This is a genomic window from Streptomyces sp. NPDC101194, from assembly GCF_044767885.1.
In the GTDB taxonomy this organism is placed as follows: domain Bacteria; phylum Actinomycetota; class Actinomycetes; order Streptomycetales; family Streptomycetaceae; genus Streptomyces.
Window position 1 is genome coordinate 490,280 of sequence record NZ_JBIWOS010000002.1, and the last position, 23,520, is coordinate 513,799.

At 67.0% G+C, this 23,520-nt stretch carries 17 protein-coding genes and 1 tRNA gene; 16 read left to right on the top strand and 2 right to left on the bottom strand.

Features of this window, described 5'->3' with window-relative positions:
* Positions 1-47 precede the first annotated feature (47 nt).
* A complete protein-coding gene (locus ACIRP2_RS08935) occupies positions 48-1,274 on the bottom strand; it encodes a pyridoxal phosphate-dependent aminotransferase (protein WP_404248013.1) in 1,227 nt (408 codons plus the stop codon).
* A gap of 224 nt (positions 1,275-1,498) precedes the next feature.
* On the opposite strand from ACIRP2_RS08935, the gene ACIRP2_RS08940 reads away from it, so the two are divergent.
* The 16 genes from ACIRP2_RS08940 to tuf all read left to right on the top strand — a co-directional run bounded on the left by ACIRP2_RS08940 (position 1,499) and on the right by tuf (position 21,199).
* A tRNA-Trp gene (locus ACIRP2_RS08940) sits at positions 1,499-1,571 on the top strand.
* Between the two features lie 106 nt (positions 1,572-1,677).
* Positions 1,678-1,965, top strand: coding sequence for a preprotein translocase subunit SecE (gene secE / locus ACIRP2_RS08945; protein WP_351078063.1), 288 nt, complete (start codon positions 1,678-1,680; stop codon positions 1,963-1,965).
* Between the two features lie 73 nt (positions 1,966-2,038).
* Positions 2,039-2,908: a transcription termination/antitermination protein NusG gene (gene nusG / locus ACIRP2_RS08950; protein WP_404248016.1), complete on the top strand. Its 870-nt coding sequence runs from the start codon at positions 2,039-2,041 to the stop codon at positions 2,906-2,908.
* A gap of 176 nt (positions 2,909-3,084) precedes the next feature.
* Complete coding sequence (gene rplK / locus ACIRP2_RS08955) at positions 3,085-3,519, top strand: 50S ribosomal protein L11 (RefSeq protein WP_006126872.1); 435 nt, start codon at positions 3,085-3,087, stop codon at positions 3,517-3,519.
* An 81-nt stretch (positions 3,520-3,600) separates the two neighbouring features.
* Positions 3,601-4,323, top strand: coding sequence for a 50S ribosomal protein L1 (gene rplA, locus ACIRP2_RS08960; RefSeq protein WP_093897228.1), 723 nt, complete (start codon positions 3,601-3,603; stop codon positions 4,321-4,323).
* Between the two features lie 170 nt (positions 4,324-4,493).
* Positions 4,494-5,393 (top strand): hypothetical protein, encoded by a 900-nt coding sequence (locus ACIRP2_RS08965; protein ID WP_404248019.1) that lies wholly within the window; start codon positions 4,494-4,496, stop codon positions 5,391-5,393.
* A 198-nt stretch (positions 5,394-5,591) separates the two neighbouring features.
* Complete coding sequence (locus ACIRP2_RS08970; RefSeq protein ID WP_404248021.1) at positions 5,592-6,473, top strand: DUF1396 domain-containing protein; 882 nt, start codon at positions 5,592-5,594, stop codon at positions 6,471-6,473.
* A 287-nt stretch (positions 6,474-6,760) separates the two neighbouring features.
* Positions 6,761-7,291 (top strand): 50S ribosomal protein L10, encoded by a 531-nt coding sequence (gene rplJ / locus ACIRP2_RS08975; RefSeq protein WP_093540771.1) that lies wholly within the window; start codon positions 6,761-6,763, stop codon positions 7,289-7,291.
* A 111-nt stretch (positions 7,292-7,402) separates the two neighbouring features.
* On the top strand, positions 7,403-7,786 hold the full coding sequence (rplL, locus tag ACIRP2_RS08980) for a 50S ribosomal protein L7/L12 (RefSeq protein WP_114246089.1): 384 nt from the start codon (positions 7,403-7,405) through the stop codon (positions 7,784-7,786).
* 599 nt (positions 7,787-8,385) lie between these two features.
* Complete coding sequence (rpoB, locus tag ACIRP2_RS08985; RefSeq protein WP_404248023.1) at positions 8,386-11,871, top strand: DNA-directed RNA polymerase subunit beta; 3,486 nt, start codon at positions 8,386-8,388, stop codon at positions 11,869-11,871.
* A gap of 129 nt (positions 11,872-12,000) precedes the next feature.
* A complete protein-coding gene (locus ACIRP2_RS08990) occupies positions 12,001-15,900 on the top strand; it encodes a DNA-directed RNA polymerase subunit beta' (RefSeq protein ID WP_404248025.1) in 3,900 nt (1,299 codons plus the stop codon).
* A 138-nt stretch (positions 15,901-16,038) separates the two neighbouring features.
* Positions 16,039-16,572 (top strand): DUF1707 and DUF4190 domain-containing protein, encoded by a 534-nt coding sequence (locus ACIRP2_RS08995; RefSeq protein ID WP_404249410.1) that lies wholly within the window; start codon positions 16,039-16,041, stop codon positions 16,570-16,572.
* A gap of 264 nt (positions 16,573-16,836) precedes the next feature.
* Complete coding sequence (rpsL, locus tag ACIRP2_RS09000; RefSeq protein ID WP_003948652.1) at positions 16,837-17,208, top strand: 30S ribosomal protein S12; 372 nt, start codon at positions 16,837-16,839, stop codon at positions 17,206-17,208.
* Between the two features lie 2 nt (positions 17,209-17,210).
* Entirely contained in the window at positions 17,211-17,681 is a 471-nt protein-coding gene (gene rpsG / locus ACIRP2_RS09005; protein WP_093897234.1) for a 30S ribosomal protein S7, read from the top strand.
* 38 nt (positions 17,682-17,719) lie between these two features.
* On the top strand, positions 17,720-19,846 hold the full coding sequence (fusA, locus tag ACIRP2_RS09010; protein ID WP_404248028.1) for an elongation factor G: 2,127 nt from the start codon (positions 17,720-17,722) through the stop codon (positions 19,844-19,846).
* A gap of 159 nt (positions 19,847-20,005) precedes the next feature.
* Positions 20,006-21,199, top strand: coding sequence for an elongation factor Tu (gene tuf / locus ACIRP2_RS09015; RefSeq protein WP_351078042.1), 1,194 nt, complete (start codon positions 20,006-20,008; stop codon positions 21,197-21,199).
* Positions 21,200-21,477: 278 nt separating this feature from the next.
* Here tuf and ACIRP2_RS09020 read toward each other — a convergent pair whose 3' ends face one another.
* Positions 21,478-23,517, bottom strand: coding sequence for a PIG-L family deacetylase (locus ACIRP2_RS09020; protein WP_404249412.1), 2,040 nt, complete (start codon positions 23,515-23,517; stop codon positions 21,478-21,480).
* Between the last annotated feature and the right edge of the window lie 3 nt (positions 23,518-23,520).

A 23,520-nucleotide genomic window follows, 5' to 3' on the forward strand; every position in this document is an offset into this window, starting at 1 on the left:
GACCCCCCGGCCGGAGCCGGGGGGTCGCCCACTGGAACCAGGACGCGTCAGGCCTTGGCCTCGCCCAGCAGCTTCTGGAGCCGCGAGACGCCCTCGACGAGGTCGTCGTCGCCCAGGGCGTACGAGAGCCGCAGGTAGCCCGGCGTACCGAAGGCCTCGCCCGGCACGACCGCGACCTCGGCCTCGTCCAGGATCAGCGCCGCCAGCTCGACCGAAGTGGCCGGGCGCCTGCCGCGGATCTCCTTGCCGAGCAGTTCCTTCACCGAGGGGTAGGCGTAGAACGCGCCCTCGGGCTCCGGGCAGAGCACGCCGTCGATCTCGTTGAGCATCCGGACGATGGTCTGCCGGCGCCGGTCGAACGCGGTCCGCATCTCGGCGACCGCGTCCAGGCTGCCGGAGACGGCGGCCAGCGCGGCGACCTGGGCCACGTTGGAGACGTTGGACGTGGCGTGCGACTGCAGGTTGGTCGCGGCCTTGACGACGTCCTTCGGGCCGACGATCCAGCCCACCCGCCAGCCGGTCATCGCGTACGTCTTGGCGACGCCGTTGACCACGATGCACTTGTCGCGCAGCTCGGGCACGATCGCGGGCAGCGAGGTGAACTTCGCGTCGCCGTACACGAGGTGCTCGTAGATCTCGTCGGTCAGCACCCACAGGCCGTGCTCGACGGCCCAGCGGCCGATCGCCTCGGCGTCGGCCTCGTTGTACACGGCACCGGTCGGGTTCGACGGGGAGACGAACAGGACGACCTTCGTGCGCTCGGTGCGCGCCGCCTCCAGCTGCTCGACGGAGACCCGGTAACCGGTGGTCTCGTCGGCCACGACCTCCACCGGGACACCGCCGGCCAGCCGGATCGACTCGGGGTAGGTGGTCCAGTACGGAGCCGGGACGATGACCTCGTCGCCCGGGTCGAGGATCGCGGCGAACGCCTCGTAGATGGCCTGCTTGCCGCCGTTCGTCACCAGGATCTGGGAGGCGTCGACCTCGTAGCCGGAGTCACGCAGCGTCTTCTCCGCGATGGCCGCCTTGAGCTCCGGGAGCCCTCCCGCCGGGGTGTAGCGGTGGTACTTGGGGTTGCGGCAGGCCTCGACCGCGGCCTCGACGATGTAGCCGGGGGTCGGGAAGTCGGGCTCACCGGCACCGAAACCGATCACCGGACGGCCTGCGGCCTTGAGAGCCTTGGCCTTGGCATCGACGGCGAGGGTGGCGGACTCGGAGATGGCACCGATGCGGGCGGAGACCCGGCGCTCGGACGGAGAAGTTGCAGCGCTCATGACCCCCATGGTCCCAGACCGTGATCCCTGTCGGCACAGGGGTTTCAGGGACCGGACAGGACTCGGACACCATGCGGACAACATGCGACCAGGAGTGGTCGGGAGCTATCTGTTCGACGCCGGGCCGCTGAACACGTACACTCACCTGTCGTTGGCCTTCACCCGCCGCACCGTTCTCGCACCCGGGCATCCGGGAAGATGCGGTAGGTTGGTGAAAACCACAAAGGGTCGTAGCTCAATTGGTAGAGCACTGGTCTCCAAAACCAGCGGTTGGGGGTTCAAGTCCCTCCGGCCCTGCTACACACTTCTTCGCCAGGAAGTGTGCGCATGTACGTACTTCAATGCACCGCCGTGCGGCTCCACCGGGCGCGGCACGGCCATGACCCGGAATCAGGTGAGTAGCGTGACGGACGCCGTGGGCTCCATCGACATGCCTGATGCCGAGGATGAAGTACCGGAGTCGAAGAAGAAGACCCGGAAGGGCGGCAAGCGCGGTAAGAAGGGCCCTCTGGGCCGCCTCGCGCTGTTCTACCGCCAAATTGTCGCCGAGCTGCGCAAGGTCGTCTGGCCGACTCGCAGCCAGCTGACGACGTACACCTCGGTGGTGATTGTCTTCGTCGTCGTCATGATTGGTCTGGTGACCGTGATTGACTTCGGATTCCAGCGGGTCGTCAAGTACGTCTTCGGCTGATCCCGCGGAGGGCGCCTCATGGGCGCCCCTTTCGCATGTTCCACCCATTTGTATCCAGGAAGAAGCAGCCACCGTGTCTGACCCGAACCTGAACGACGCCGTCGAGCCGACGGCGGGCGCCTTCGAGTCCGCCGAGGACGAGCTCGACATCGTCGAGGCGGCGGACGCCGAGGAGCCGGACCAGGCCGAAGCTGCCGACGCCGCCGCAGGTGAGCCCGCCGAGCGGGCCGCCGTGCACACCGAGGACGAGGACGAGGCCGCCGAGGCCGACCCCGATTCCGAGGGCGACGAGAACGACGACGAGGCCGACGAGGAAGCCGCCCCGGTCGACGCCGTCACCGCCCTGCGCGAGGAGCTTCGCGGCCTTCCCGGCGAGTGGTACGTCATCCACACGTACGCCGGTTACGAGAAGCGCGTGAAGGCCAACCTCGAACAGCGCGCCGTCTCGCTCAACGTCGAGGAGTTCATCTACCAGGCCGAAGTGCCCGAGGAAGAGATCGTCCAGATCAAGAACGGCGAGCGCAAGAACGTTCGCCAGAACAAGCTCCCGGGATACGTCCTGGTGCGCATGGATCTGACGAACGAGTCCTGGGGCGTCGTCCGCAACACCCCGGGTGTCACCGGCTTCGTGGGCAACGCCTACGACCCGTACCCGCTGACGCTGGACGAGATCGTCAAGATGCTCGCCCCGGAGGCCGAGGAGAAGGCCGCCCGCGAAGCCGCCGAGGCAGAGGGCAAGCCGGCTCCGTCCCGCAAGGTCGAGGTGCAGGTGCTCGACTTCGAGGTGGGCGACTCGGTCACCGTCACCGACGGCCCGTTCGCGACGCTGCAGGCGACGATCAACGAGATCAACGCCGACTCGAAGAAGGTCAAGGGTCTCGTCGAGATCTTCGGCCGCGAGACCCCGGTCGAGCTCAGCTTCGACCAGATCCAGAAGAACTAGCGGCTTCCCGCCAGTTTTCGGACACATGCCTACCGAGCAGGTCAGATCGGCTGCGAAGCCCGTCTGACCTGCTTGGTTTTTGGTCGCGCAGCTATACCCGTTATCGTTGTGCGGTATGCCTCCATCCGGATGACCGGAAGGCGGCGAAACACTCTCACTAGGACCCGGAGAGAGCAATGCCTCCCAAGAAGAAGAAGGTCACGGGGCTTATCAAGCTCCAGATCAACGCCGGTGCGGCCAACCCGGCCCCGCCGGTCGGCCCCGCGCTCGGCCAGCACGGCGTCAACATCATGGAGTTCTGCAAGGCCTACAACGCCGCGACCGAGTCGCAGCGTGGCATGGTCGTGCCGGTGGAGATCACGGTCTACGAGGACCGTTCCTTCACCTTCGTCACCAAGACTCCGCCGGCCGCGAAGCTGATCCTCAAGGCCGCGGGCGTGGAGAAGGGCTCCGGCGAGCCCCACAAGACCAAGGTCGCCAAGCTGACGGCCGCCCAGGTCCGTGAGATCGCCACGACGAAGCTCCCCGACCTGAACGCCAACGACCTCGACGCCGCGTCGAAGATCATCGCTGGCACCGCCCGTTCCATGGGCATCACGGTCGAAGGCTGATTCAGCCCCTCACGTCCTCAGTGGTAGGGCCAAGCGCTGGCCCGCACCACGACTCCACACCCTGAAACCACAGGAGTAGAAGTGAAGCGCAGCAAGAACCTCCGGGCTGCGGACGCCAAGATCGACCGGGAGCGTCTCTACGCCCCGCTCGAGGCCGTCCGTCTCGCCAAGGAGACCGCGACCACCAAGTTCGACGGCACTGTCGAGGTCGCCTTCCGTCTGGGCGTCGACCCGCGCAAGGCCGACCAGATGGTCCGTGGCACCGTGAACCTCCCGCACGGCACCGGCAAGACCGCCCGGGTCCTGGTCTTCGCGACCGGTGACCGTGCTGCGGCCGCGGAAGCCGCGGGCGCCGACATCGTCGGCGCCGACGAGCTCATCGACGAGGTGGCGAAGGGCCGTCTGGACTTCGACGCCGTTGTCGCGACCCCGGACCTCATGGGCAAGGTCGGCCGCCTCGGCCGTGTGCTCGGTCCGCGTGGTCTGATGCCGAACCCGAAGACCGGTACGGTCACCCCCGATGTCGCGAAGGCTGTCAACGACATCAAGGGCGGCAAGATCGAGTTCCGCGTCGACAAGCACTCGAACCTGCACTTCATCATCGGCAAGGTCTCCTTCGACGACACGAAGCTGGTCGAGAACTACGCCGCGGCGCTGGAGGAAGTCCTCCGTCTGAAGCCGTCCGCCGCCAAGGGCCGCTACATCAAGAAGGCCGCACTGGCCACCACGATGGGCCCCGGCATCCCGCTGGACGCCAACCGCACCCGCAACCTCCTCGTCGAGGAGGACCCGGCCGCCGTCTGAGCCCCCGCGCTCGGCATCCGGCCGCGTCACGTGTGACATGGACGGGCCCCGCAACCTTTCGAGGTGCGGGGCCCGTCCTCGTATCCGTATCCGTAGGGAACCGATGGCTGTGTCGGAGCTGTGCGTTAGCGTGAGGACCCGACTGAGCCGAACGAGGGGTGGAAGCTGACATGAGGACCAGTACCGTGCGACGCGTGTGTCTGTCGGTGGCGACGGCAGCGGCGCTTACGTCGGTCGCGGCCTGCGGGGGGTCGGACAGCGGCAAGGGCGACAGCCGCGGCAGCGGCGTCGTGAAGGCCGACCCGATAGCCGCGTTGCGTGATGTGCAGAAGAAGACCGGTGGGGAGAAGTCGGCGAAGGTCGAGGGCACCACCCGGATGGGCAGCACCATGTCCATGAAGCAGACGGGCACCATCGACTGGACCGACGGTCTCACCGGCGTCATGGAGATCACGTCCACCGGCGGCAGCGCGGCGGACGCCATGAAGCAGAACGGTGGCACGGGCACCATGCAGGCCCGTTATTTCAAGGACGGCTACGTCGTCAACATGGGCGACGCGTTCGCCAGGCAGGCCGGTGGCAAGCACTGGATCAGCTACAGCTACGCCGACCTCGCCAAGATCGCGGGTGCCTCCGGCGAGGCGATGAAGCAGCAGATGCAGAACACCACCCCCGACCAGGGCGTGCAGTCCCTGCTGGCCTCCGGTGACGTGAAGAAGGTCGGCCAGGAGGACGTGCGCGGGGTCTCCGCCACGCACTACTCCGGCACCGTCGACGTCGCCGAACTGACCGCGAAGAACTCGGCGCTCGACGCCGACCAGCTCGACCAGCTGAAGAAGCAGCTGAGCGACGCCGGGATCACCACGGAGACGGTCGACATCTGGGTCGACGAGAACAATCTGCTGGTCAAGAAGACCGAGCGCGGCCAGATGAAGACCGGCGAGCTCAATTCGACCGTGTACTACAGCGACTACGGCACGAAGGTCTCGGTCGAGAAGCCCCCGGCCGGCGACACGGTCGACTTCACCGATCTCATGAAGCAGCAGGAGAGCGGCGCGGGAGCGTCCTGAGCCTCCGCTCCGACCGCTCCACGCGTCGGCGCACCCCCGCCGCCCGCGGACAGGCGCGACGAACGGGCCCCGCACCTCGGAAGAGGAAGGTGCGGGGCCCGTTCGTTGCATCGGCCACGTTTATTCACTGTGCACTGCCAGTGTCGACCGATATGGTCATGGGACTTGACTAACATTTTGACGTCCCGTGGGGGGATCATGCGTTCGAGTCACCGAGGGATCGCTGTCGCTGTTGCGGTCGGCGTGCTGCTGTGCGGAACGGCGGCGTGTACGGGGGAGAAGAGCGGCCCGGCCGCTGCCGGCGAAACCGGCGAGCGGGCGGGGCAGAAGCCGGTCGAGGTGACACCTGCCGCGGCCGTGCGGAAGGCCGCCGACAACAGTCGCCGGATCACGTCGCTCACGTACCGGATGAGCGGTGAGGTCCAGGGGCAGACCATGGAGGGGACCGCGGCGATGTCCATGAAGCCCCCGGCCATGCAGATGCACATGAAGGGCGGTTCCGCGGGGGACGCCGGCGAGGTCGAACTGCGGCTCACCGGCGATGCCATGTACATCAACGGTGGCGCGGAAGCGGCCGCCGAGATGGACGGCAAGTCCTGGCTCAAGCTGGACATGGCCGAGCTCAAGAAGTCGACGGGGCAGGACCCGCTGGGTGGTCTGTCCAGTCAGGCCGACCGCAACCCCGCGGAGGAGTCCGCGTCGATGAGCGTCGCCAAGGACCTCAAGAAGGTCGGGCCGGCCACCGTGGACGGCGTCCGGACGACGCACTACACCGGCACGGTCACCCTGGCCGACATGCGCGCGTCCCTCGCGGACGAGGACGCGGAGACCCGCGAGCGACGCACACAGGCGCTGAAGAAGTACGAGGACATGGGCATCGAGAAGCTCTCGATGGACATGTGGATCGACGGCAGCGACCACACCAAGCAGTTCCGCACCCGGTCCACGACCGACAAGGGCCGGCTCGACCTGACCATCACGTTCGTGGACTTCAACAAGCCGGTCACGGTCAAGGCCCCGCCGGCCTCCGAGACCATGGACCTGGCCGAGATGATGAAGGGCGCAGACGGCGGGGCCTGAGCCCTCGTACGACCCGGGCGCGTCGTCCGCCTCGGGACGGATTTGCTCGACACCGTCCCGGTCGCGTAACCTCCTACGGAAGCCAAAGACCGCTGGTCGTTGCTGTGCTCTCGCAAGAGGGAACAGCGACCGAAGGATCCGTTGAGTACGGGCGACCTGCGCAGGTGACTGTGGAAAGCTCCCGGACGTCGTTCGGTCGAGCTACGCCCTGGCGCCCGCGCCGGGGCGTTTCGTCTTTCCCGGCCCCTTCTGAGCGGTCCTCATCACCCGGAAGGAGGCCGACGCTCATGGCAAGGCCCGACAAGGCTGCCGCGGTAGCCGAGCTCGCGGACCAGTTCCGCAGCTCGAACGCCGCCGTGCTGACCGAGTACCGGGGTCTCACCGTGGCGCAGCTCAAGACGCTGCGTCGTTCGCTCGGTGAGAACGCCCAGTACGCCGTGGTGAAGAACACGCTGACCAAGATTGCGGCCAACGAGGCCGGGATCACTTCGCTGGACGACCAGTTCACTGGTCCGACGGCGGTTGCCTTCATCACCGGTGACCCGGTGGAGTCGGCGAAGGGTCTTCGTGACTTCGCCAAGGAGAACCCGAACCTGATCATCAAGGGCGGTGTCCTTGACGGTAAGGCGCTGTCCGCCGATGAGATCAAGAAGCTTGCGGACCTCGAGTCCCGCGAGGTTCTGCTCAGCAAGCTGGCCGGTGCCTTCAAGGGCAAGCAGTCTCAGGCTGCTTCGCTCTTCCAGGCGCTGCCGTCGAAGTTCGTCCGCACCGCGGAGGCGCTTCGCGTCAAGCTCGAAGAGCAGGGCGGTGCCGAGTAACTCGGCTCGCGCAATGACCGTCGCCCCCTAGGGAGACGGCCACAGCGGGCCGAACGTACGCCCGCCTACATGTACATCCGGCACCTGCCGAATTAGTGGAAGGACGCCATCATGGCGAAGCTGTCCCAGGACGACCTGCTCGCGCAGTTCGAAGAGATGACCCTCATCGAGCTCTCCGAGTTCGTGAAGGCCTTCGAGGAGAAGTTCGACGTCACCGCCGCCGCGGCCGTCGCCGTCGCCGGCCCGGCCGGCCCGGGTGCCGTTGCCGAGGCCGTCGAGGAGAAGGACGAGTTCGACGTCATCCTCACCGGCGCTGGCGAGAAGAAGATCCAGGTCATCAAGGTCGTGCGTGAGCTGACCTCGCTGGGTCTGAAGGAGGCCAAGGACCTCGTCGACGGCACCCCGAAGCCGGTCCTCGAGAAGGTCGCCAAGGAGGCCGCCGAGAAGGCTGCCGAGTCCCTCAAGGCCGCCGGCGCTTCCGTCGAGGTCAAGTGACTCAAGGAGTCTGCTGACTCCTCCTGACTGCCCGTGCCGCACGGCACGGACGTCAAACGACGAAGGGCGATCACCCATCCGGGTGGTCGCCCTTCGGCTTGCCCGCGGCGGCTGCCTTGCTCTTCCGGCGGCGACGAGTATGGTGATCATCGCCGTTGTCTCTCGGGGTCGGCCGGCAGGTGCCGGGAGGTGACCGGGTGAGGGCCTCGGGGTGTTCGTCCCGGCAGGGGGGCCTTGACGAACCGCACGCGGCGCGCAATTCTCAGGACGCGTCGTCAGATCGATCCGAATCCGAGGCATGGATCGTGGGCGAAGCGGGCAGTAAAGAAGAGCGCACCGCGCGCAAGGGCTAGTCATAGGTGTTGAGAACAGCTGTTGAGAGCTACGTGGGTCTCTGAGAACCCCGACTGGACATCAGTGTGCCGTTTGGCTACACTGACCCTTTGCGCTGCCTGTTAGCTGCCTCCTGCCCGTCACCAGGGGCATGCCCACGCTTGAGCATCGATGACCGAACGTCTCTGACCTGGGATTTCTGTCTCCGTGTCCAGCTTGGGACCGGTACGCGCGTAGTGAGTCCGAGCCCTCGGAAGGACCCCCTCTTGGCCGCCTCGCGCAACGCCTCGACCGCGAATACGAACAACGGTGCCAGCACTGCCCCGCTGCGCATCTCCTTTGCAAAGATCAAGGAGCCCCTCGAGGTTCCGAACCTCCTCGCGCTGCAGACCGAGAGCTTTGACTGGCTCCTCGGCAATGCCGCCTGGAAGGCTCGCGTCGAGGCTGCTCTGGACAGTGGACAAGACGTCCCCACCAAGTCCGGCCTGGAGGAAATCTTCGAGGAGATTTCACCGATCGAGGACTTCTCCGGGTCGATGTCGCTTACGTTCCGCGACCACCGCTTCGAGCCCCCGAAGAACTCGATCGACGAGTGCAAGGAGCGCGACTTCACGTACGCCGCCCCGCTCTTCGTCACGGCCGAGTTCACCAACAACGAGACCGGTGAGATCAAGTCTCAGACGGTCTTCATGGGCGACTTCCCGCTCATGACGAACAAGGGCACCTTCGTCATCAACGGCACCGAGCGTGTCGTGGTGTCGCAGCTCGTCCGTTCGCCCGGTGTCTACTTCGACTCCTCCATCGACAAGACGTCCGACAAGGACATCTTCTCCGCCAAGATCATCCCGTCCCGGGGTGCCTGGCTGGAGATGGAGATCGACAAGCGCGACATGGTCGGTGTGCGTATCGACCGCAAGCGCAAGCAGTCCGTGACCGTTCTGCTCAAGGCTCTCGGTTGGACGACCGAGCAGATCCTGGAGGAGTTCGGCGAGTACGAGTCCATGCGCGCCACCCTGGAGAAGGACCACACCCAGGGCCAGGACGACGCGCTGCTCGACATCTACCGCAAGCTGCGTCCGGGCGAGCCGCCCACGCGCGAGGCCGCACAGACGCTGCTGGAGAACCTCTACTTCAACCCGAAGCGCTACGACCTCGCGAAGGTCGGTCGCTACAAGGTGAACAAGAAGCTCGGCGCGAACGAGCCGCTGGACGCCGGGGTCCTCACCACCGACGACGTCATCGCCACCATCAAGTACCTGGTGAAGCTGCACGCCGGTGAGACCGAGACGATCGGCGAGTCCGGTCGCTCGATCATGGTCGAGACCGATGACATCGACCACTTCGGCAACCGTCGTATCCGTAACGTCGGCGAGCTGATCCAGAACCAGGTCCGTACGGGTCTCGCCCGTATGGAGCGCGTCGTGCGCGAGCGCATGACCACCCAGGACGTCGAGGCGATCACGCCCCAGACCCTGATCAACATCCGGCCGGTCGTCGCCTCCATCAAGGAGTTCTTCGGCACCAGCCAGCTGTCCCAGTTCATGGACCAGAACAACCCGCTGTCGGGCCTGACGCACAAGCGTCGTCTCAACGCCCTCGGTCCGGGTGGTCTCTCCCGTGAGCGGGCCGGCTTCGAGGTCCGTGACGTGCACCCGTCGCACTACGGCCGCATGTGCCCGATCGAGACGCCCGAAGGCCCGAACATCGGTCTGATCGGTTCGCTGGCCTCGTACGGTCGCATCAACGCGTTCGGTTTCATCGAGACGCCGTACCGCAAGGTCGTCGAGGGCCAGGTCACCGACGAGGTCGACTACCTGACCGCCGACGAGGAGGACCGCTTCGTCATCGCGCAGGCCAACGCGCCGCTGAACGACGAGCTCCGGTTCGCCGAGTCCCGCGTGCTGGTCCGCCGCCGTGGCGGCGAGGTCGACTACGTCCCGCCGGCCGACGTCGACTACATGGACGTCTCGCCGCGCCAGATGGTGTCCGTCGCCACCGCGATGATCCCCTTCCTGGAGCACGACGACGCCAACCGTGCCCTCATGGGCGCGAACATGATGCGCCAGGCGGTGCCGCTGATCAAGTCCGAGGCGCCGCTGGTCGGCACCGGCATGGAGTACCGCTGCGCCACCGACGCCGGTGACGTGCTCAAGGCCGAGAAGGACGGTGTGGTCCAGGAGGTCTCCGCGGACTACATCACCGTGACCAACGACGACGGCACGTACACCACGTACCGCATCGCCAAGTTCATGCGCTCCAACCAGGGCACCTCGGTCAACCAGAAGGTTGTCGTCTCCGAGGGCGACCGGGTCGTCGCCGACCAGGTCCTCGCCGACGGTCCGGCCACCGAGAACGGTGAGATGGCCCTCGGCAAGAACCTGCTCGTGGCGTTCATGCCGTGGGAGGGTCACAACTACGAGGACGCGATCATCCTGTCGCAGCGCCTCGTGCAGGACGACGTCCTCTCCTCGATCCACATCGAGGAGCACGAGGTCGACGCCCGTGACACCAAGCTCGGCCCCGAGGAGATCACCCGGGACATCCCGAACGTCTCCGAAGAGGTCCTCGCCGACCTCGACGAGCGCGGCATCATCCGTATCGGTGCCGAGGTCGTCGCCGGTGACATCCTCGTCGGCAAGGTCACGCCCAAGGGCGAGACCGAGCTGACCCCCGAGGAGCGCCTGCTCCGCGCGATCTTCGGTGAGAAGGCGCGCGAGGTGCGCGACACCTCGCTGAAGGTGCCGCACGGTGAGATCGGCAAGGTCATCGGCGTCCGCGTCTTCGACCGCGAAGAGGGCGACGAGCTGCCGCCGGGCGTGAACCAGCTGGTCCGCGTCTACGTCGCGCAGAAGCGCAAGATCACCGACGGTGACAAGCTCGCCGGCCGTCACGGCAACAAGGGCGTCATCTCGAAGATCCTCCCGATCGAGGACATGCCGTTCCTGGAGGACGGCACCCCGGTCGACATCATCCTCAACCCGCTGGGTGTCCCGTCCCGAATGAACCCGGGACAGGTCCTGGAGATCCACCTCGGCTGGCTCGCCAGCCGCGGCTGGGACGTCTCCGGCCTCGGTGACGAGTGGGCCAAGCGCCTGCAGGCCATCGGCGCCGACCAGGTCGCCCCCGGCACCAACGTCGCCACCCCCGTCTTCGACGGTGCGCGCGAGGACGAGATCTCCGGTCTCTTCGAGGCCACGATCCCGAACCGCGACGGCGACCGGCTGGTGCAGCCCTCCGGCAAGGCCCAGCTGTTCGACGGCCGCTCCGGCGAGCCGTTCCCGGACCCGGTCTCGGTCGGGTACATGTACATCCTCAAGCTGCACCACCTGGTCGACGACAAGCTCCACGCGCGCTCGACCGGCCCGTACTCCATGATCACGCAGCAGCCGCTGGGTGGTAAGGCTCAGTTCGGTGGACAGCGCTTCGGTGAGATGGAGGTGTGGGCCCTTGAGGCATACGGCGCCGCATACGCCCTCCAGGAGCTCCTGACGATCAAGTCCGACGACGTGACCGGCCGCGTCAAGGTCTACGAGGCGATCGTCAAGGGCGAGAACATCCCCGAGCCGGGCATCCCTGAGTCCTTCAAGGTGCTCATCAAGGAAATGCAGTCGCTCTGCCTCAACGTGGAGGTGCTGTCCTCGGACGGCATGTCCATCGAGATGCGCGACACGGACGAGGACGTCTTCCGCGCGGCGGAGGAGCTCGGTATCGACCTGTCCCGGCGCGAGCCGAGCAGCGTCGAAGAGGTCTGACGGGTTGGCCGGCCGGATCCCTGTGATCCGGCCGGCTCTCCCCGGACCCGTTCAGACCATTGCTGAAGTGCCCCATTTTCTCGCGTGACGCGAGGGGGCTCGAACCCCCGAAAGAGGGATTGACGACAAGTGCTCGACGTCAACTTCTTCGACGAGCTGCGGATCGGCCTTGCCACCGCGGACGACATCCGGACCTGGTCGCACGGCGAAGTGAAGAAGCCGGAGACCATCAACTACCGCACGCTCAAGCCCGAAAAGGACGGACTCTTCTGCGAGAAGATCTTCGGTCCGACCCGGGACTGGGAGTGCTACTGCGGCAAGTACAAGCGTGTCCGCTTCAAGGGCATCATCTGTGAGCGCTGTGGCGTCGAGGTCACGCGCGCCAAGGTGCGCCGTGAGCGCATGGGCCACATCGAGCTTGCCGCACCCGTCACCCACATCTGGTACTTCAAGGGTGTCCCGTCGCGCCTGGGCTACCTGCTCGACCTCGCGCCGAAGGACCTCGAGAAGGTCATCTACTTCGCCGCGTACATGATCACGTTCGTGGACGAGGAGCGCCGCACGCGCGACCTGCCCTCGCTGGAGGCACACGTCTCCGTCGAGCGTCAGCAGATCGAGAACCGCCGCGACGCCGACCTCGAGGCCCGCGCCAAGAAGCTCGAGACCGACCTGGCCGAGCTGGAGGCCGAGGGCGCCAAGGCCGACGTGCGCCGCAAGGTGCGCGAAGGTGCCGAGCGCGAGATGAAGCAGCTGCGCGACCGCGCGCAGCGCGAGATCGACCGCCTCGACGAGGTGTGGAGCCGCTTCAAGAACCTCAAGGTCCAGGACCTGGAGGGCGACGAGCTGCTCTACCGCGAGCTGCGTGACCGCTTCGGCACGTACTTCGACGGCTGCATGGGCGCCGCCGCCCTGCAGAAGCGCCTGGAGTCGTTCGACCTCGACGAGGAGGCCGAGCGCCTCCGCGAGATCATCCGTACCGGCAAGGGCCAGAAGAAGACCCGTGCGCTCAAGCGCCTGAAGGTCGTCTCCGCGTTCCTGCAGACCAGCAACAAGCCCAAGGGCATGGTGCTCGACTGCGTGCCGGTCATCCCGCCGGACCTGCGTCCGATGGTGCAGCTGGACGGTGGCCGCTTCGCGACCTCCGACCTGAACGACCTGTACCGCCGTGTGATCAACCGCAACAACCGCCTCAAGCGTCTTCTCGACCTCGGTGCCCCCGAGATCATCGTGAACAACGAGAAGCGGATGCTGCAGGAGGCCGTCGACGCGCTGTTCGACAACGGCCGCCGCGGTCGCCCGGTCACCGGTCCCGGCAACCGCCCGCTCAAGTCCCTCAGCGACATGCTGAAGGGCAAGCAGGGTCGATTCCGTCAGAACCTTCTCGGTAAGCGTGTGGACTACTCCGCGCGTTCCGTGATCGTCGTCGGCCCGCAGCTCAAGCTGCACCAGTGCGGTCTGCCGAAGGCCATGGCGCTGGAGCTCTTCAAGCCGTTCGTGATGAAGCGCCTGGTCGACCTGAACCACGCGCAGAACATCAAGTCGGCCAAGCGCATGGTCGAGCGCGGCCGCACCGTGGTGTACGACGTCCTCGAAGAGGTCATCGCCGAGCACCCGGTGCTGCTGAACCGTGCACCCACCCTGCACCGCCTCGGCATCCAGGCCTTCGAGCCGCAGCTGGTCGAGGGCAAGGCCATTCAGATCCACCCGCTCGTCTGCACCGCCTTCAACGCGGACTTCGACGGTGACCAGATGGCCGTGCACCTGCCGCTCTCCGCGGAGGCGCAGGCCGAGGCCCGCATCCTGATGCTGTCCTCGAACAACATCCTGAAGCCGGCCGACGGCCGTCCGGTCACCATGCCGACCCAGGACATGGTGCTGGGCCTGTTCTTCCTCACCACGGACGAGGAGGAGCGCAACGTCGTCGGACAGGGCCGTTCCTTCGGTTCCACGGCCGAGGCGATCATGGCCTTCGACGCCCGGGAGCTGTCGCTCCAGGCGAAGGTCGACATCCGCTTCCCGGTGGGCACCATCCCGCCGCGCGGCTGGCTGCCGCCGGTCGCCGAGGAGGGCGAGCAGGAGTACCAGCAGGGCGACACGTTCCGGCTGCGTACGTCGCTGGGCCGCGCGCTCTTCAACGAGCTGCTGCCCGAGGACTACCCGTTCGTCGACTACTCCGTCGGCAAGAAGCAGCTCTCCGAGATCGTCAACGACCTCGCCGAGCGCTACCCCAAGGTCATCGTGGCGGCGACGCTCGACAACCTGAAGGCGGCGGGCTTCTACTGGGCGACCCGTTCCGGTGTCACCGTGGCCATCTCCGACGTCGTGGTCCCCGAGGCCAAGAAGGCGATCGTCGCCGGCTACGAGGCGCAGGACGAGAAGGTCCAGAAGCAGTACGAGCGCGGTCTGATCACCAAGGACGAGCGCACGCAGGAACTCATCGCGATCTGGACCAAGGCGACCAACGAGGTCGCCGAGGCGATGAACGCGAACTTCCCCAAGACGAACCCCATCTTCATGATGGTTGACTCGGGTGCCCGAGGAAACATGATGCAGATGCGTCAGATCGCCGGTATGCGTGGTCTGGTGTCCAACGCCAAGAACGAGACGATCCCGCGTCCCATCAAGGCGTCCTTCCGTGAGGGCCTCACCGTTCTGGAGTACTTCATCTCCACGCACGGTGCCCGTAAGGGTCTGGCGGACACCGCCCTGCGTACCGCCGACTCGGGCTACCTGACCCGTCGTCTGGTGGACGTCTCGCAGGACGTGATCATTCGCGAGGAGGACTGCGGCACCGACCGCGGCCTGAAGCTGAAGATCGCCGTCAAGGGTGCGGACGGCGTGCTCCGCAAGACGGAGGACGTCGAGACCTCGGTCTACGCCCGCATGCTCGCCGAGGACGTCGTCGTCGACGGCAAGGTCATCGCGCCTGCCAACGTCGACCTCGGTGACGTCCTGATCGACGCCCTGGTGGGCGCCGGCGTCGAGGAGGTCAAGACCCGTTCGGTCCTGACCTGTGAGTCCGCGGTCGGCACCTGTGCCTTCTGCTACGGACGCTCGCTCGCCACCGGCAAGCTGGTCGACATCGGTGAGGCGGTCGGCATCATCGCCGCCCAGTCCATCGGTGAGCCCGGTACCCAGCTGACGATGCGTACCTTCCACACCGGTGGTGTGGCCGGTGACGACATCACCCAGGGTCTGCCCCGAGTCGTCGAGCTCTTCGAAGCCCGTACGCCCAAGGGTGTCGCCCCGATCTCGGAGGCGGCCGGCCGCGTCCGTATCGAGGAGACCGAGAAGACCAAGAAGATCGTCGTCACCCCGGACGACGGCAGCGACGAGACGGCGTTCCCGATCTCGAAGCGTGCTCGTCTGCTGGTGGGCGAGGGCGACCACGTCGAGGTGGGCCAGAAGCTCACCGTGGGTGCCACCAACCCGCACGACGTGCTGCGGATCCTCGGACAGCGTGCCGTCCAGGTCCACCTGGTCGGCGAGGTCCAGAAGGTCTACAACTCGCAGGGTGTGTCGATCCACGACAAGCACATCGAGATCATCATCCGGCAGATGCTGCGCCGTGTGACGATCATCGAGTCCGGCGACGCGGAGCTGCTGCCGGGCGAGCTCGTCGAGCGCTCGAAGTTCGAGACCGAGAACCGTCGTGTGGTCACCGAGGGCGGTCACCCCGCCTCCGGCCGTCCGCAGCTGATGGGTATCACCAAGGCCTCGCTCGCCACCGAGTCGTGGCTGTCGGCGGCGTCCTTCCAGGAGACGACCAGGGTTCTGACCGACGCGGCGATCAACGCCAAGTCGGACTCCCTGATCGGCCTCAAGGAGAACGTCATCATCGGTAAGCTCATCCCGGCCGGTACGGGCCTGTCCCGCTACCGCAACATCCGGGTCGAGCCGACCGAGGAGGCCAAGGCCGCGATGTACTCGGCCGTCGGCTACGACGACATCGACTACTCGCCGTTCGGCACGGGCTCCGGCCAGGCCGTTCCGCTGGAGGACTACGACTACGGTCCGTACAACCAGTAAGCGAGTCGCCTGAACGACCGGAGGGCGGCCATCCCGTACGCACGGGGTGGCCGCCCTTCGGCGTGTGCGGGCAGGCGTAAAGTCGATCCCGTCACACAGGGGTGACGGAGCATGGGGGATGTGGACCGTCCGGGGGAGATGTTTGTGTCGTATCCGTCGAGGCAGCCCGACCGGCTGTCCGCGCAGAGCCCGTCGATGCTGGCCTCGCACGCGGAGCGCGAGCGCGCTGTCGATGTGCTGCGGGCCGGGTTCGCGGAGGGGCGTCTTGAGAGCGACGAGTTGGAGAAGCGGGTTGCGCGGGCCCACGCGGCCCGTACGGTGGGGGAATTGACCCATCTCGTCGCAGACCTGCCGCAGGGTCCCGTGTTCGCCCAGCCCGCGCCCGCCGGATATTCCGGCGCCGCGGTGCCGGCGACCTTCCTGCCCGCGCCGCAGCCGAGGACGAACGGCAAGGCCAAGGGTGCGCTGATCTTCGGCGTACTGGCTCCGGTGACCTTGGTCACGGGCGTGCCGGCGGTGGTTCTCGGGCACATGGCGCGCAAGGAGATACGCCGCGGCGACGAGCAGGGCGACGGCCTGGCGGTCGCCGGGCTCGTGCTGGGCTGGGTGTCGATCGTCGGCTGGGCGTTGCTCCTGGCAGGGTTCGTCGCAGCGGTGCTCGTCACGCGTTGAGGTCGCCGACGCACGGCGTGTCCCGGTGGACAGGATTTGTTTTGACCGGAGTCGACGAGGTAGGTACGCTCAGACCTTGTGCCTGGGGTGTGCCTGGGCTCGTGTGCGTGTCCTCAACCGCATGGCGAGTCCGCCAACGGCCACCGCAATCTGCGCTCCCTTCTGCCTTGCGGCAGGAGCCTGCAGCATTCGACACACCCGACCGCGTGGGTCGGTGACGTTCCAGGTTAGTTTCACGAACGGCACACAGAAACCGGAGAAGTAGTGCCTACGATCCAGCAGCTGGTCCGGAAGGGCCGGCAGGACAAGGTCGAGAAGAACAAGACGCCCGCACTTGAGGGTTCGCCCCAGCGCCGCGGCGTCTGCACGCGTGTGTTCACGACCACCCCGAAGAAGCCGAACTCGGCACTCCGTAAGGTCGCGCGTGTGCGCCTGACCTCCGGTATCGAGGTCACGGCCTACATCCCGGGTGAGGGACACAACCTGCAGGAGCACTCCATCGTGCTCGTGCGTGGTGGCCGTGTGAAGGACCTGCCGGGTGTTCGTTACAAGATCATCCGCGGCTCCCTTGACACCCAGGGTGTCAAGAACCGCAAGCAGGCCCGCAGCCGCTACGGCGCCAAGAAGGAGAAGTAAGAATGCCTCGTAAGGGCCCCGCCCCGAAGCGCCCGGTCATCATCGACCCGGTCTACGGCTCTCCTCTTGTCACCTCGCTGATCAACAAGATCCTGCTCAACGGCAAGCGCTCCACCGCCGAGCGGATCGTGTACGGCGCCATGGAAGGCCTCCGCGAGAAGACCGGCAACGACCCGGTCATCACGCTGAAGCGCGCGCTTGAGAACGTCAAGCCCTCGCTCGAGGTCAAGTCCCGCCGTGTCGGTGGCGCCACCTACCAAGTGCCGATCGAGGTCAAGCCCGGTCGCGCCTCCACCCTCGCGCTGCGCTGGCTCGTGGGTTACTCCCGCGCCCGCCGCGAGAAGACCATGACCGAGCGCCTCATGAACGAGCTGCTCGACGCGTCCAACGGTCTTGGCGCTGCTGTCAAGAAGCGTGAGGACACCCACAAGATGGCCGAGTCCAACAAGGCCTTCGCGCACTACCGCTGGTAGTCGCTACCCACATCGAGACCGAGAGAAGATTGAGCCTTATGGCCACCACTTCGCTTGACCTGGCCAAGGTCCGCAACATCGGGATCATGGCCCACATCGACGCGGGCAAGACGACCACCACCGAGCGGATCCTCTTCTACACCGGCGTTTCGTACAAGATCGGTGAAGTCCACGACGGCGCTGCCACGATGGACTGGATGGAGCAGGAGCAGGAGCGCGGCATCACGATCACGTCTGCCGCGACGACCTGCCACTGGCCGCTCAATGATGTTGACCACACCATCAACATCATCGACACCCCGGGTCACGTCGACTTCACCGTCGAGGTGGAGCGTTCGCTCCGCGTCCTCGACGGTGCCGTCACCGTGTTCGACGGTGTGGCGGGCGTCGAGCCGCAGTCCGAGACCGTCTGGCGTCAGGCGGACCGCTACGGCGTGCCGCGTATCTGCTTCGTCAACAAGCTCGACCGCACCGGTGCCGACTTCTTCCGCTGCGTCAACATGATCACGGACCGCCTCGGCGCGACCCCGATCGTGATGCAGCTCCCCATCGGTGCCGAGGCCGACTTCACGGGCGTCGTCGACCTCGTGACGATGAAGGCGTTCGTCTACCCCGCCGAGGCGACCAAGGGCGAGGCGTACGACATCGTCGACATCCCGGCCAACCTGGTCGAGGCTGCCGACGAATGGCGCGCCAAGCTCCTCGAGGCCGCCGCGGAGAACGACGAGACGCTCATGGAGCTCTACCTGGAGGGCGAAGAGCCTTCCGTGGAGCAGCTCTACGAGGGCATCCGTCGCATCACCATCAACTCGGGCAAGGGCGGCGAGACGACCGTCACCCCCGTGTTCTGCGGCACCGCGTTCAAGAACAAGGGCGTCCAGCCCCTGCTCGACGCCGTCGTGCGCTACCTCCCCTCCCCCCTGGACGTCGAGGCCATCGAGGGCCACAGCGTCAAGGACCCGGAGGAGGTCGTCAAGCGCAAGCCGTCCGACGACGAGCCGCTCGCGGCCCTCGCGTTCAAGATCATGAGCGACCCGCACCTCGGCAAGCTCACCTTCGTCCGGGTCTACTCGGGCCGCCTGGAGTCCGGCACCGCGGTGCTGAACTCCGTCAAGGGCAAGAAGGAGCGCATCGGCAAGATCTACCGCATGCACGCGAACAAGCGTGAGGAGATCGAGTCGGTGGGCGCCGGCGACATCATCGCCGTCATGGGCCTGAAGCAGACCACCACCGGTGAGACGCTGTGCGACGACAAGAACCCGGTGATCCTGGAGTCCATGGACTTCCCGGCGCCGGTCATCCAGGTCGCCATCGAGCCCAAGTCCAAGGGTGACCAGGAGAAGCTGGGTGTCGCCATCCAGCGGCTCTCGGAGGAGGACCCCTCCTTCCAGGTCCACTCGGACGAGGAGACCGGCCAGACCATCATCGGTGGTATGGGTGAGCTCCACCTCGAGGTGCTCGTCGACCGCATGAAGCGCGAGTTCCGCGTCGAGGCGAACGTCGGCAAGCCCCAGGTCGCGTACCGCGAGACGATCCGCAAGGCCGTCGAGCGCATCGACTACACCCACAAGAAGCAGACCGGTGGTACCGGTCAGTTCGCCAAGGTGCAGATCGCGATCGAGCCCATCGAGAGCGGCGAGACCTCGTACGAGTTCGTCAACAAGGTCACCGGTGGCCGCATCCCCCGTGAGTACATCCCCTCGGTGGACGCGGGTGCTCAGGAAGCCATGCAGTTCGGCATCCTGGCCGGTTACGAGATGGTGGGCGTCCGCGTCACCCTTCTCGACGGTGGCTACCACGAGGTCGACTCCTCCGAGCTGGCGTTCAAGATCGCCGGTTCGCAGGCGTTCAAGGAGGGTGCCCGCAAGGCGTCCCCCGTGCTCCTCGAGCCGATGATGGCCATCGAGGTGACCACGCCCGAGGACTACATGGGCGATGTCATCGGTGACATCAACTCCCGCCGTGGCCAGATCCAGGCCATGGAGGAGCGCAGCGGCGCTCGCGTCGTGAAGGGCCTCGTGCCCCTCTCGGAGATGTTCGGCTACGTCGGAGACCTCCGCAGCAAGACCTCGGGTCGCGCAAGCTACTCGATGCAGTTCGACTCCTACGCCGAGGTTCCGCGGAACGTCGCCGAGGAGATCATCGCGAAGGCCAAGGGCGAGTAACTCTCCCGAGCTCACGCTTTAGGCTTGTCACCGGAGCCTGGGGGGCATTCGTCGCGGAGCGCAAGCAATGCGGCGATTGCCCCCGGCCCCGGCATCCCAGCAAAGATCACCTGGCGCCGATGAAGCAAGGCGTACAGAACCACTCCACAGGAGGACCCAGTGGCGAAGGCGAAGTTCGAGCGGACTAAGCCGCACGTCAACATCGGCACCATCGGTCACATCGACCACGGTAAGACGACCCTCACGGCCGCCATTACCAAGGTGCTGCACGACGCGTACCCGGACCTGAACGAGGCCTCGGCCTTCGACCAGATCGACAAGGCTCCCGAGGAGCGCCAGCGCGGTATCACCATCTCGATCGCGCACGTCGAGTACCAGACGGAGTCGCGTCACTACGCGCACGTCGACTGCCCGGGTCACGCCGACTACATCAAGAACATGATCACGGGTGCGGCGCAGATGGACGGCGCCATCCTCGTGGTCGCCGCCACCGACGGCCCGATGCCGCAGACCAAGGAGCACGTGCTCCTGGCCCGCCAGGTCGGCGTTCCGTACATCGTCGTCGCCCTGAACAAGGCCGACATGGTGGACGACGAGGAGATCCTGGAGCTCGTCGAGCTCGAGGTCCGTGAGCTCCTCTCCGAGTACGAGTTCCCGGGCGACGACGTTCCGGTCGTCAAGGTCTCGGCGCTCAAGGCCCTCGAGGGCGACAAGGAGTGGGGCCAGTCCGTCCTCGACCTGATGAAGGCCGTCGACGAGGCGATCCCGCAGCCCGAGCGTGACGTCGACAAGCCGTTCCTGATGCCGATCGAGGACGTCTTCACGATCACCGGTCGTGGCACCGTCGTCACCGGTCGTATCGAGCGTGGTGTCCTGAAGGTCAACGAGACCGTCGACATCGTCGGTATCAAGACCGAGAAGACCACCACCACGGTCACCGGCATCGAGATGTTCCGCAAGCTGCTCGACGAGGGCCAGGCCGGTGAGAACGTCGGTCTGCTCCTCCGTGGCATCAAGCGCGAGGACGTCGAGCGCGGCCAGGTCATCATCAAGCCCGGTTCGGTCACGCCGCACACCGAGTTCGAGGCCCAGGCCTACATCCTGTCGAAGGACGAGGGTGGCCGTCACACCCCGTTCTTCAACAACTACCGCCCGCAGTTCTACTTCCGTACCACGGACGTGACGGGCGTTGTGACCCTTCCCGAGGGCACCGAGATGGTCATGCCGGGCGACAACACCGTCATGAACGTCGCGCTGATCCAGCCGGTCGCCATGGAAGAGGGCCTGAAGTTCGCCATCCGTGAGGGTGGCCGGACCGTGGGCGCCGGCCAGGTCACCAAGATCGTCAAGTAATCACCTGACTGTCTGACCTGGTTGCTCCGCACAGAGCACCAAGAAGGGCCCCGGCCCGCCGCGCAAGCGGTGGACCGGGGCCCTTCGGCATATGCCCGACGTCATGCGGGCCGGGTCGCCCCACGGTGTCGCTGCCCCGGGGCTGCTTCTCACCGTCCGGCCGATGGCCGCGAGAGAGCTGTGGAGCGACTTCCCGTCATGTCCTCGACGATCAGCGCCCTGGGCGTGATCAGAGGATGACGGGCACCTGCCCTCGGGCAAGGTGCCCGCCTGTCCCGTCAGGTCTGCTGGGGGTGCCAGAACCAGGGGTGGGCGTCGACCCCCAGTGCCACCACCGTCGGCCGCCCGTCCTTCCCGATGTGCAGCGCGGGTCCGTCCAGCGCCACGGGGCCGCGCTGTCGTACGGAGATCCTTCCGGCGGTACGGAGCTGGATGAGGCCCTTCTGGGTGCGGCCGAGCAGTACCGCGCGTTGCGACGACCCGCCGGCGGTGATCGGCCCGTACCCGTCGAAGCCCACCCGGTCCTCGATCGGCCGCCCGTACCCGTCGATGCCGGTCTCCGCCGCCGTCTCTCCGGTCCGTACGGTCGTCAGAGCCGCCTTCGCCGCCGCGCGGTAGTAGAGCTCGATGGTCCCGTCCGCCCCGGGCAGCGCGGCAGGGCCGTCGCCGGGCACCGGCACCCCGCTGATCTGGGTGCGCGCGGTGACCTCGTCCCCGGGCGCGTCCTGCGTCCAGTGGTGCACCGCGAAACGGCCCGCCGCGAACACATGCACACACCCCGCGTCGTCCACCGCGGCACTCAGCCCGTCCTGGATCTCGCCGCCGCCCGTGTCCCGCCAGCCGCTCCACCGGCCGGCCGTGTCCCGTACCCGGGTGCTGAGGCCCTTCTCCGCGTTCCGCACGAAGAGGTGGACCCGCCCGTCGGGGGCGGTGACCGCGACCGGGACGCCGATCCGGCGCCCGGCCTCCGTGTTCGGCTCGGGGTTGCCCAGCCCCTGCCAGGCACGGAAGCCGCCGCCGGGGGAGCGCTGTTCCAGCACGACGATCTCGCGTTCGTTGTCCCCGCCGTGTCCGCTGAGCGCCGCGAACCGCAGCCCGAAGAGCAGCTGCCGCCCGTCCGGCAGGTTCGCGGCGCCCAGGATCGGTGCGAGCGGGCCGCCGCCGAGGTCGTCCGGTGTGTTCCACATCCCGCTGCCCGGCGCGCTCTCGCGCCAGCGCACCGCCCGCAGCCCCAGCACCCCGTACGCGACGAGCCGGCCGTCCGGGTCGGTGGCGACGGCGGGCCGCGGGCCCGGGTAGCGGTAGTGGGTGGACCGTACCCAGCCCTTCCGGTTGGTCAGCGGTCGGTCGCCGCCCACGTTGTAGTCCCCGCAGCCCGCGGGGTTGCCGCACCGCCAGTCGGCCGAGCCCCCGTACGGCACCAGGTGCGACGCCTTCTCGGACAGCACGGCGGGCGGCAGGTTCTTGGGCCAGTGCCGGTTGTAGTAGCCGCGGAACGCCGTGGTGGCGAAGCTCGGCACCCCGCCGCCCGCGGCCGTGGTCCGGGCCACCCACCTGATCAGCGCCGTCCAGGTGAACAACGCCGTCGCGGTGTGGTCGGGGTGGTCGGAGTAGCCCTTCTGCTCGCTGTCCCGCCGCCGGACGAGCTCGCTGCTGTGCTGGATGTCGGGGTCCGGGTCCAGGGTGTGCACGATGCTCGGCCGGTAGCGGTCGAACAGTCCGCCCAGGACGTCGACGAGTCCGTCGTAGGTGTAGGAACCCGCCTTCTGGAGCGGCGAGTTGTCGGCGACGACGGTGGGCAGGACGAGCCGCCGGTCCTGCCAGAGGCTGGGCAGCCCGAGGCGCCCGTACGAGGTGTGCATGGCGGTGTTGATGAAGATCAGCTCGACCTTGCGGCCGCTGTTCCCGAGGCGGTTGATCTCGGCGCGGTGGTTGTCGTGGAGATCGATCACGGACTTCTGCCACTCGGCGAACCGGCCGAGGCCGAGCAGCGTCGCGTACGCCTGGCGGAGCCCCTGGTGACGTGAGGAGGAGTACGCCGCCTTGTCGGGGGCGGGCACCGGCCGGCCGGGGGCACGATTGACACCGGTGGCCTCGCCCGCGGTCAGATAGACGCAGACCAGCGGTGTCCCGGCGTCGAGGGCCTGCCGGGTGTCCGGGTTCATGAAGTACAGGTCGTCGTCCGGGTGGGCGAGGACCTGCATCATCAGGGCCGGGTGCGAGGTGCTGATCGGCAGGCCGGGCAGCGGGTCGGCGGTGGGGCTGCGGCGGCGGGGCGGTGCGGGCGCGGTGCAGGCGGCGAGGGTGGTCAGGCCCATCGC

What these genes read in the sequence shown, in the direction of transcription:
- rplK (WP_006126872.1), top strand. Translation starts at nt 3,085, where the DNA reads ATGCCTCCCAAGAAGAAGAAGGTCACGGGGCTTATCAAGCTCCAGATC.
- rplL (WP_114246089.1), top strand. Translation starts at nt 7,403, where the DNA reads ATGGCGAAGCTGTCCCAGGACGACCTGCTCGCGCAGTTCGAAGAGATG.
- rplJ (WP_093540771.1), top strand. Translation starts at nt 6,761, where the DNA reads ATGGCAAGGCCCGACAAGGCTGCCGCGGTAGCCGAGCTCGCGGACCAG.
- ACIRP2_RS09020 (WP_404249412.1), bottom strand. Translation starts at nt 23,517, where the DNA reads ATGGGCCTGACCACCCTCGCCGCCTGCACCGCGCCCGCACCGCCCCGC.
- ACIRP2_RS08970 (WP_404248021.1), top strand. Translation starts at nt 5,592, where the DNA reads ATGCGTTCGAGTCACCGAGGGATCGCTGTCGCTGTTGCGGTCGGCGTG.
- fusA (WP_404248028.1), top strand. Translation starts at nt 17,720, where the DNA reads ATGGCCACCACTTCGCTTGACCTGGCCAAGGTCCGCAACATCGGGATC.
- ACIRP2_RS08995 (WP_404249410.1), top strand. Translation starts at nt 16,039, where the DNA reads ATGTTTGTGTCGTATCCGTCGAGGCAGCCCGACCGGCTGTCCGCGCAG.
- ACIRP2_RS08935 (WP_404248013.1), bottom strand. Translation starts at nt 1,274, where the DNA reads ATGAGCGCTGCAACTTCTCCGTCCGAGCGCCGGGTCTCCGCCCGCATC.
- ACIRP2_RS08965 (WP_404248019.1), top strand. Translation starts at nt 4,494, where the DNA reads ATGAGGACCAGTACCGTGCGACGCGTGTGTCTGTCGGTGGCGACGGCA.
- rpsG (WP_093897234.1), top strand. Translation starts at nt 17,211, where the DNA reads ATGCCTCGTAAGGGCCCCGCCCCGAAGCGCCCGGTCATCATCGACCCG.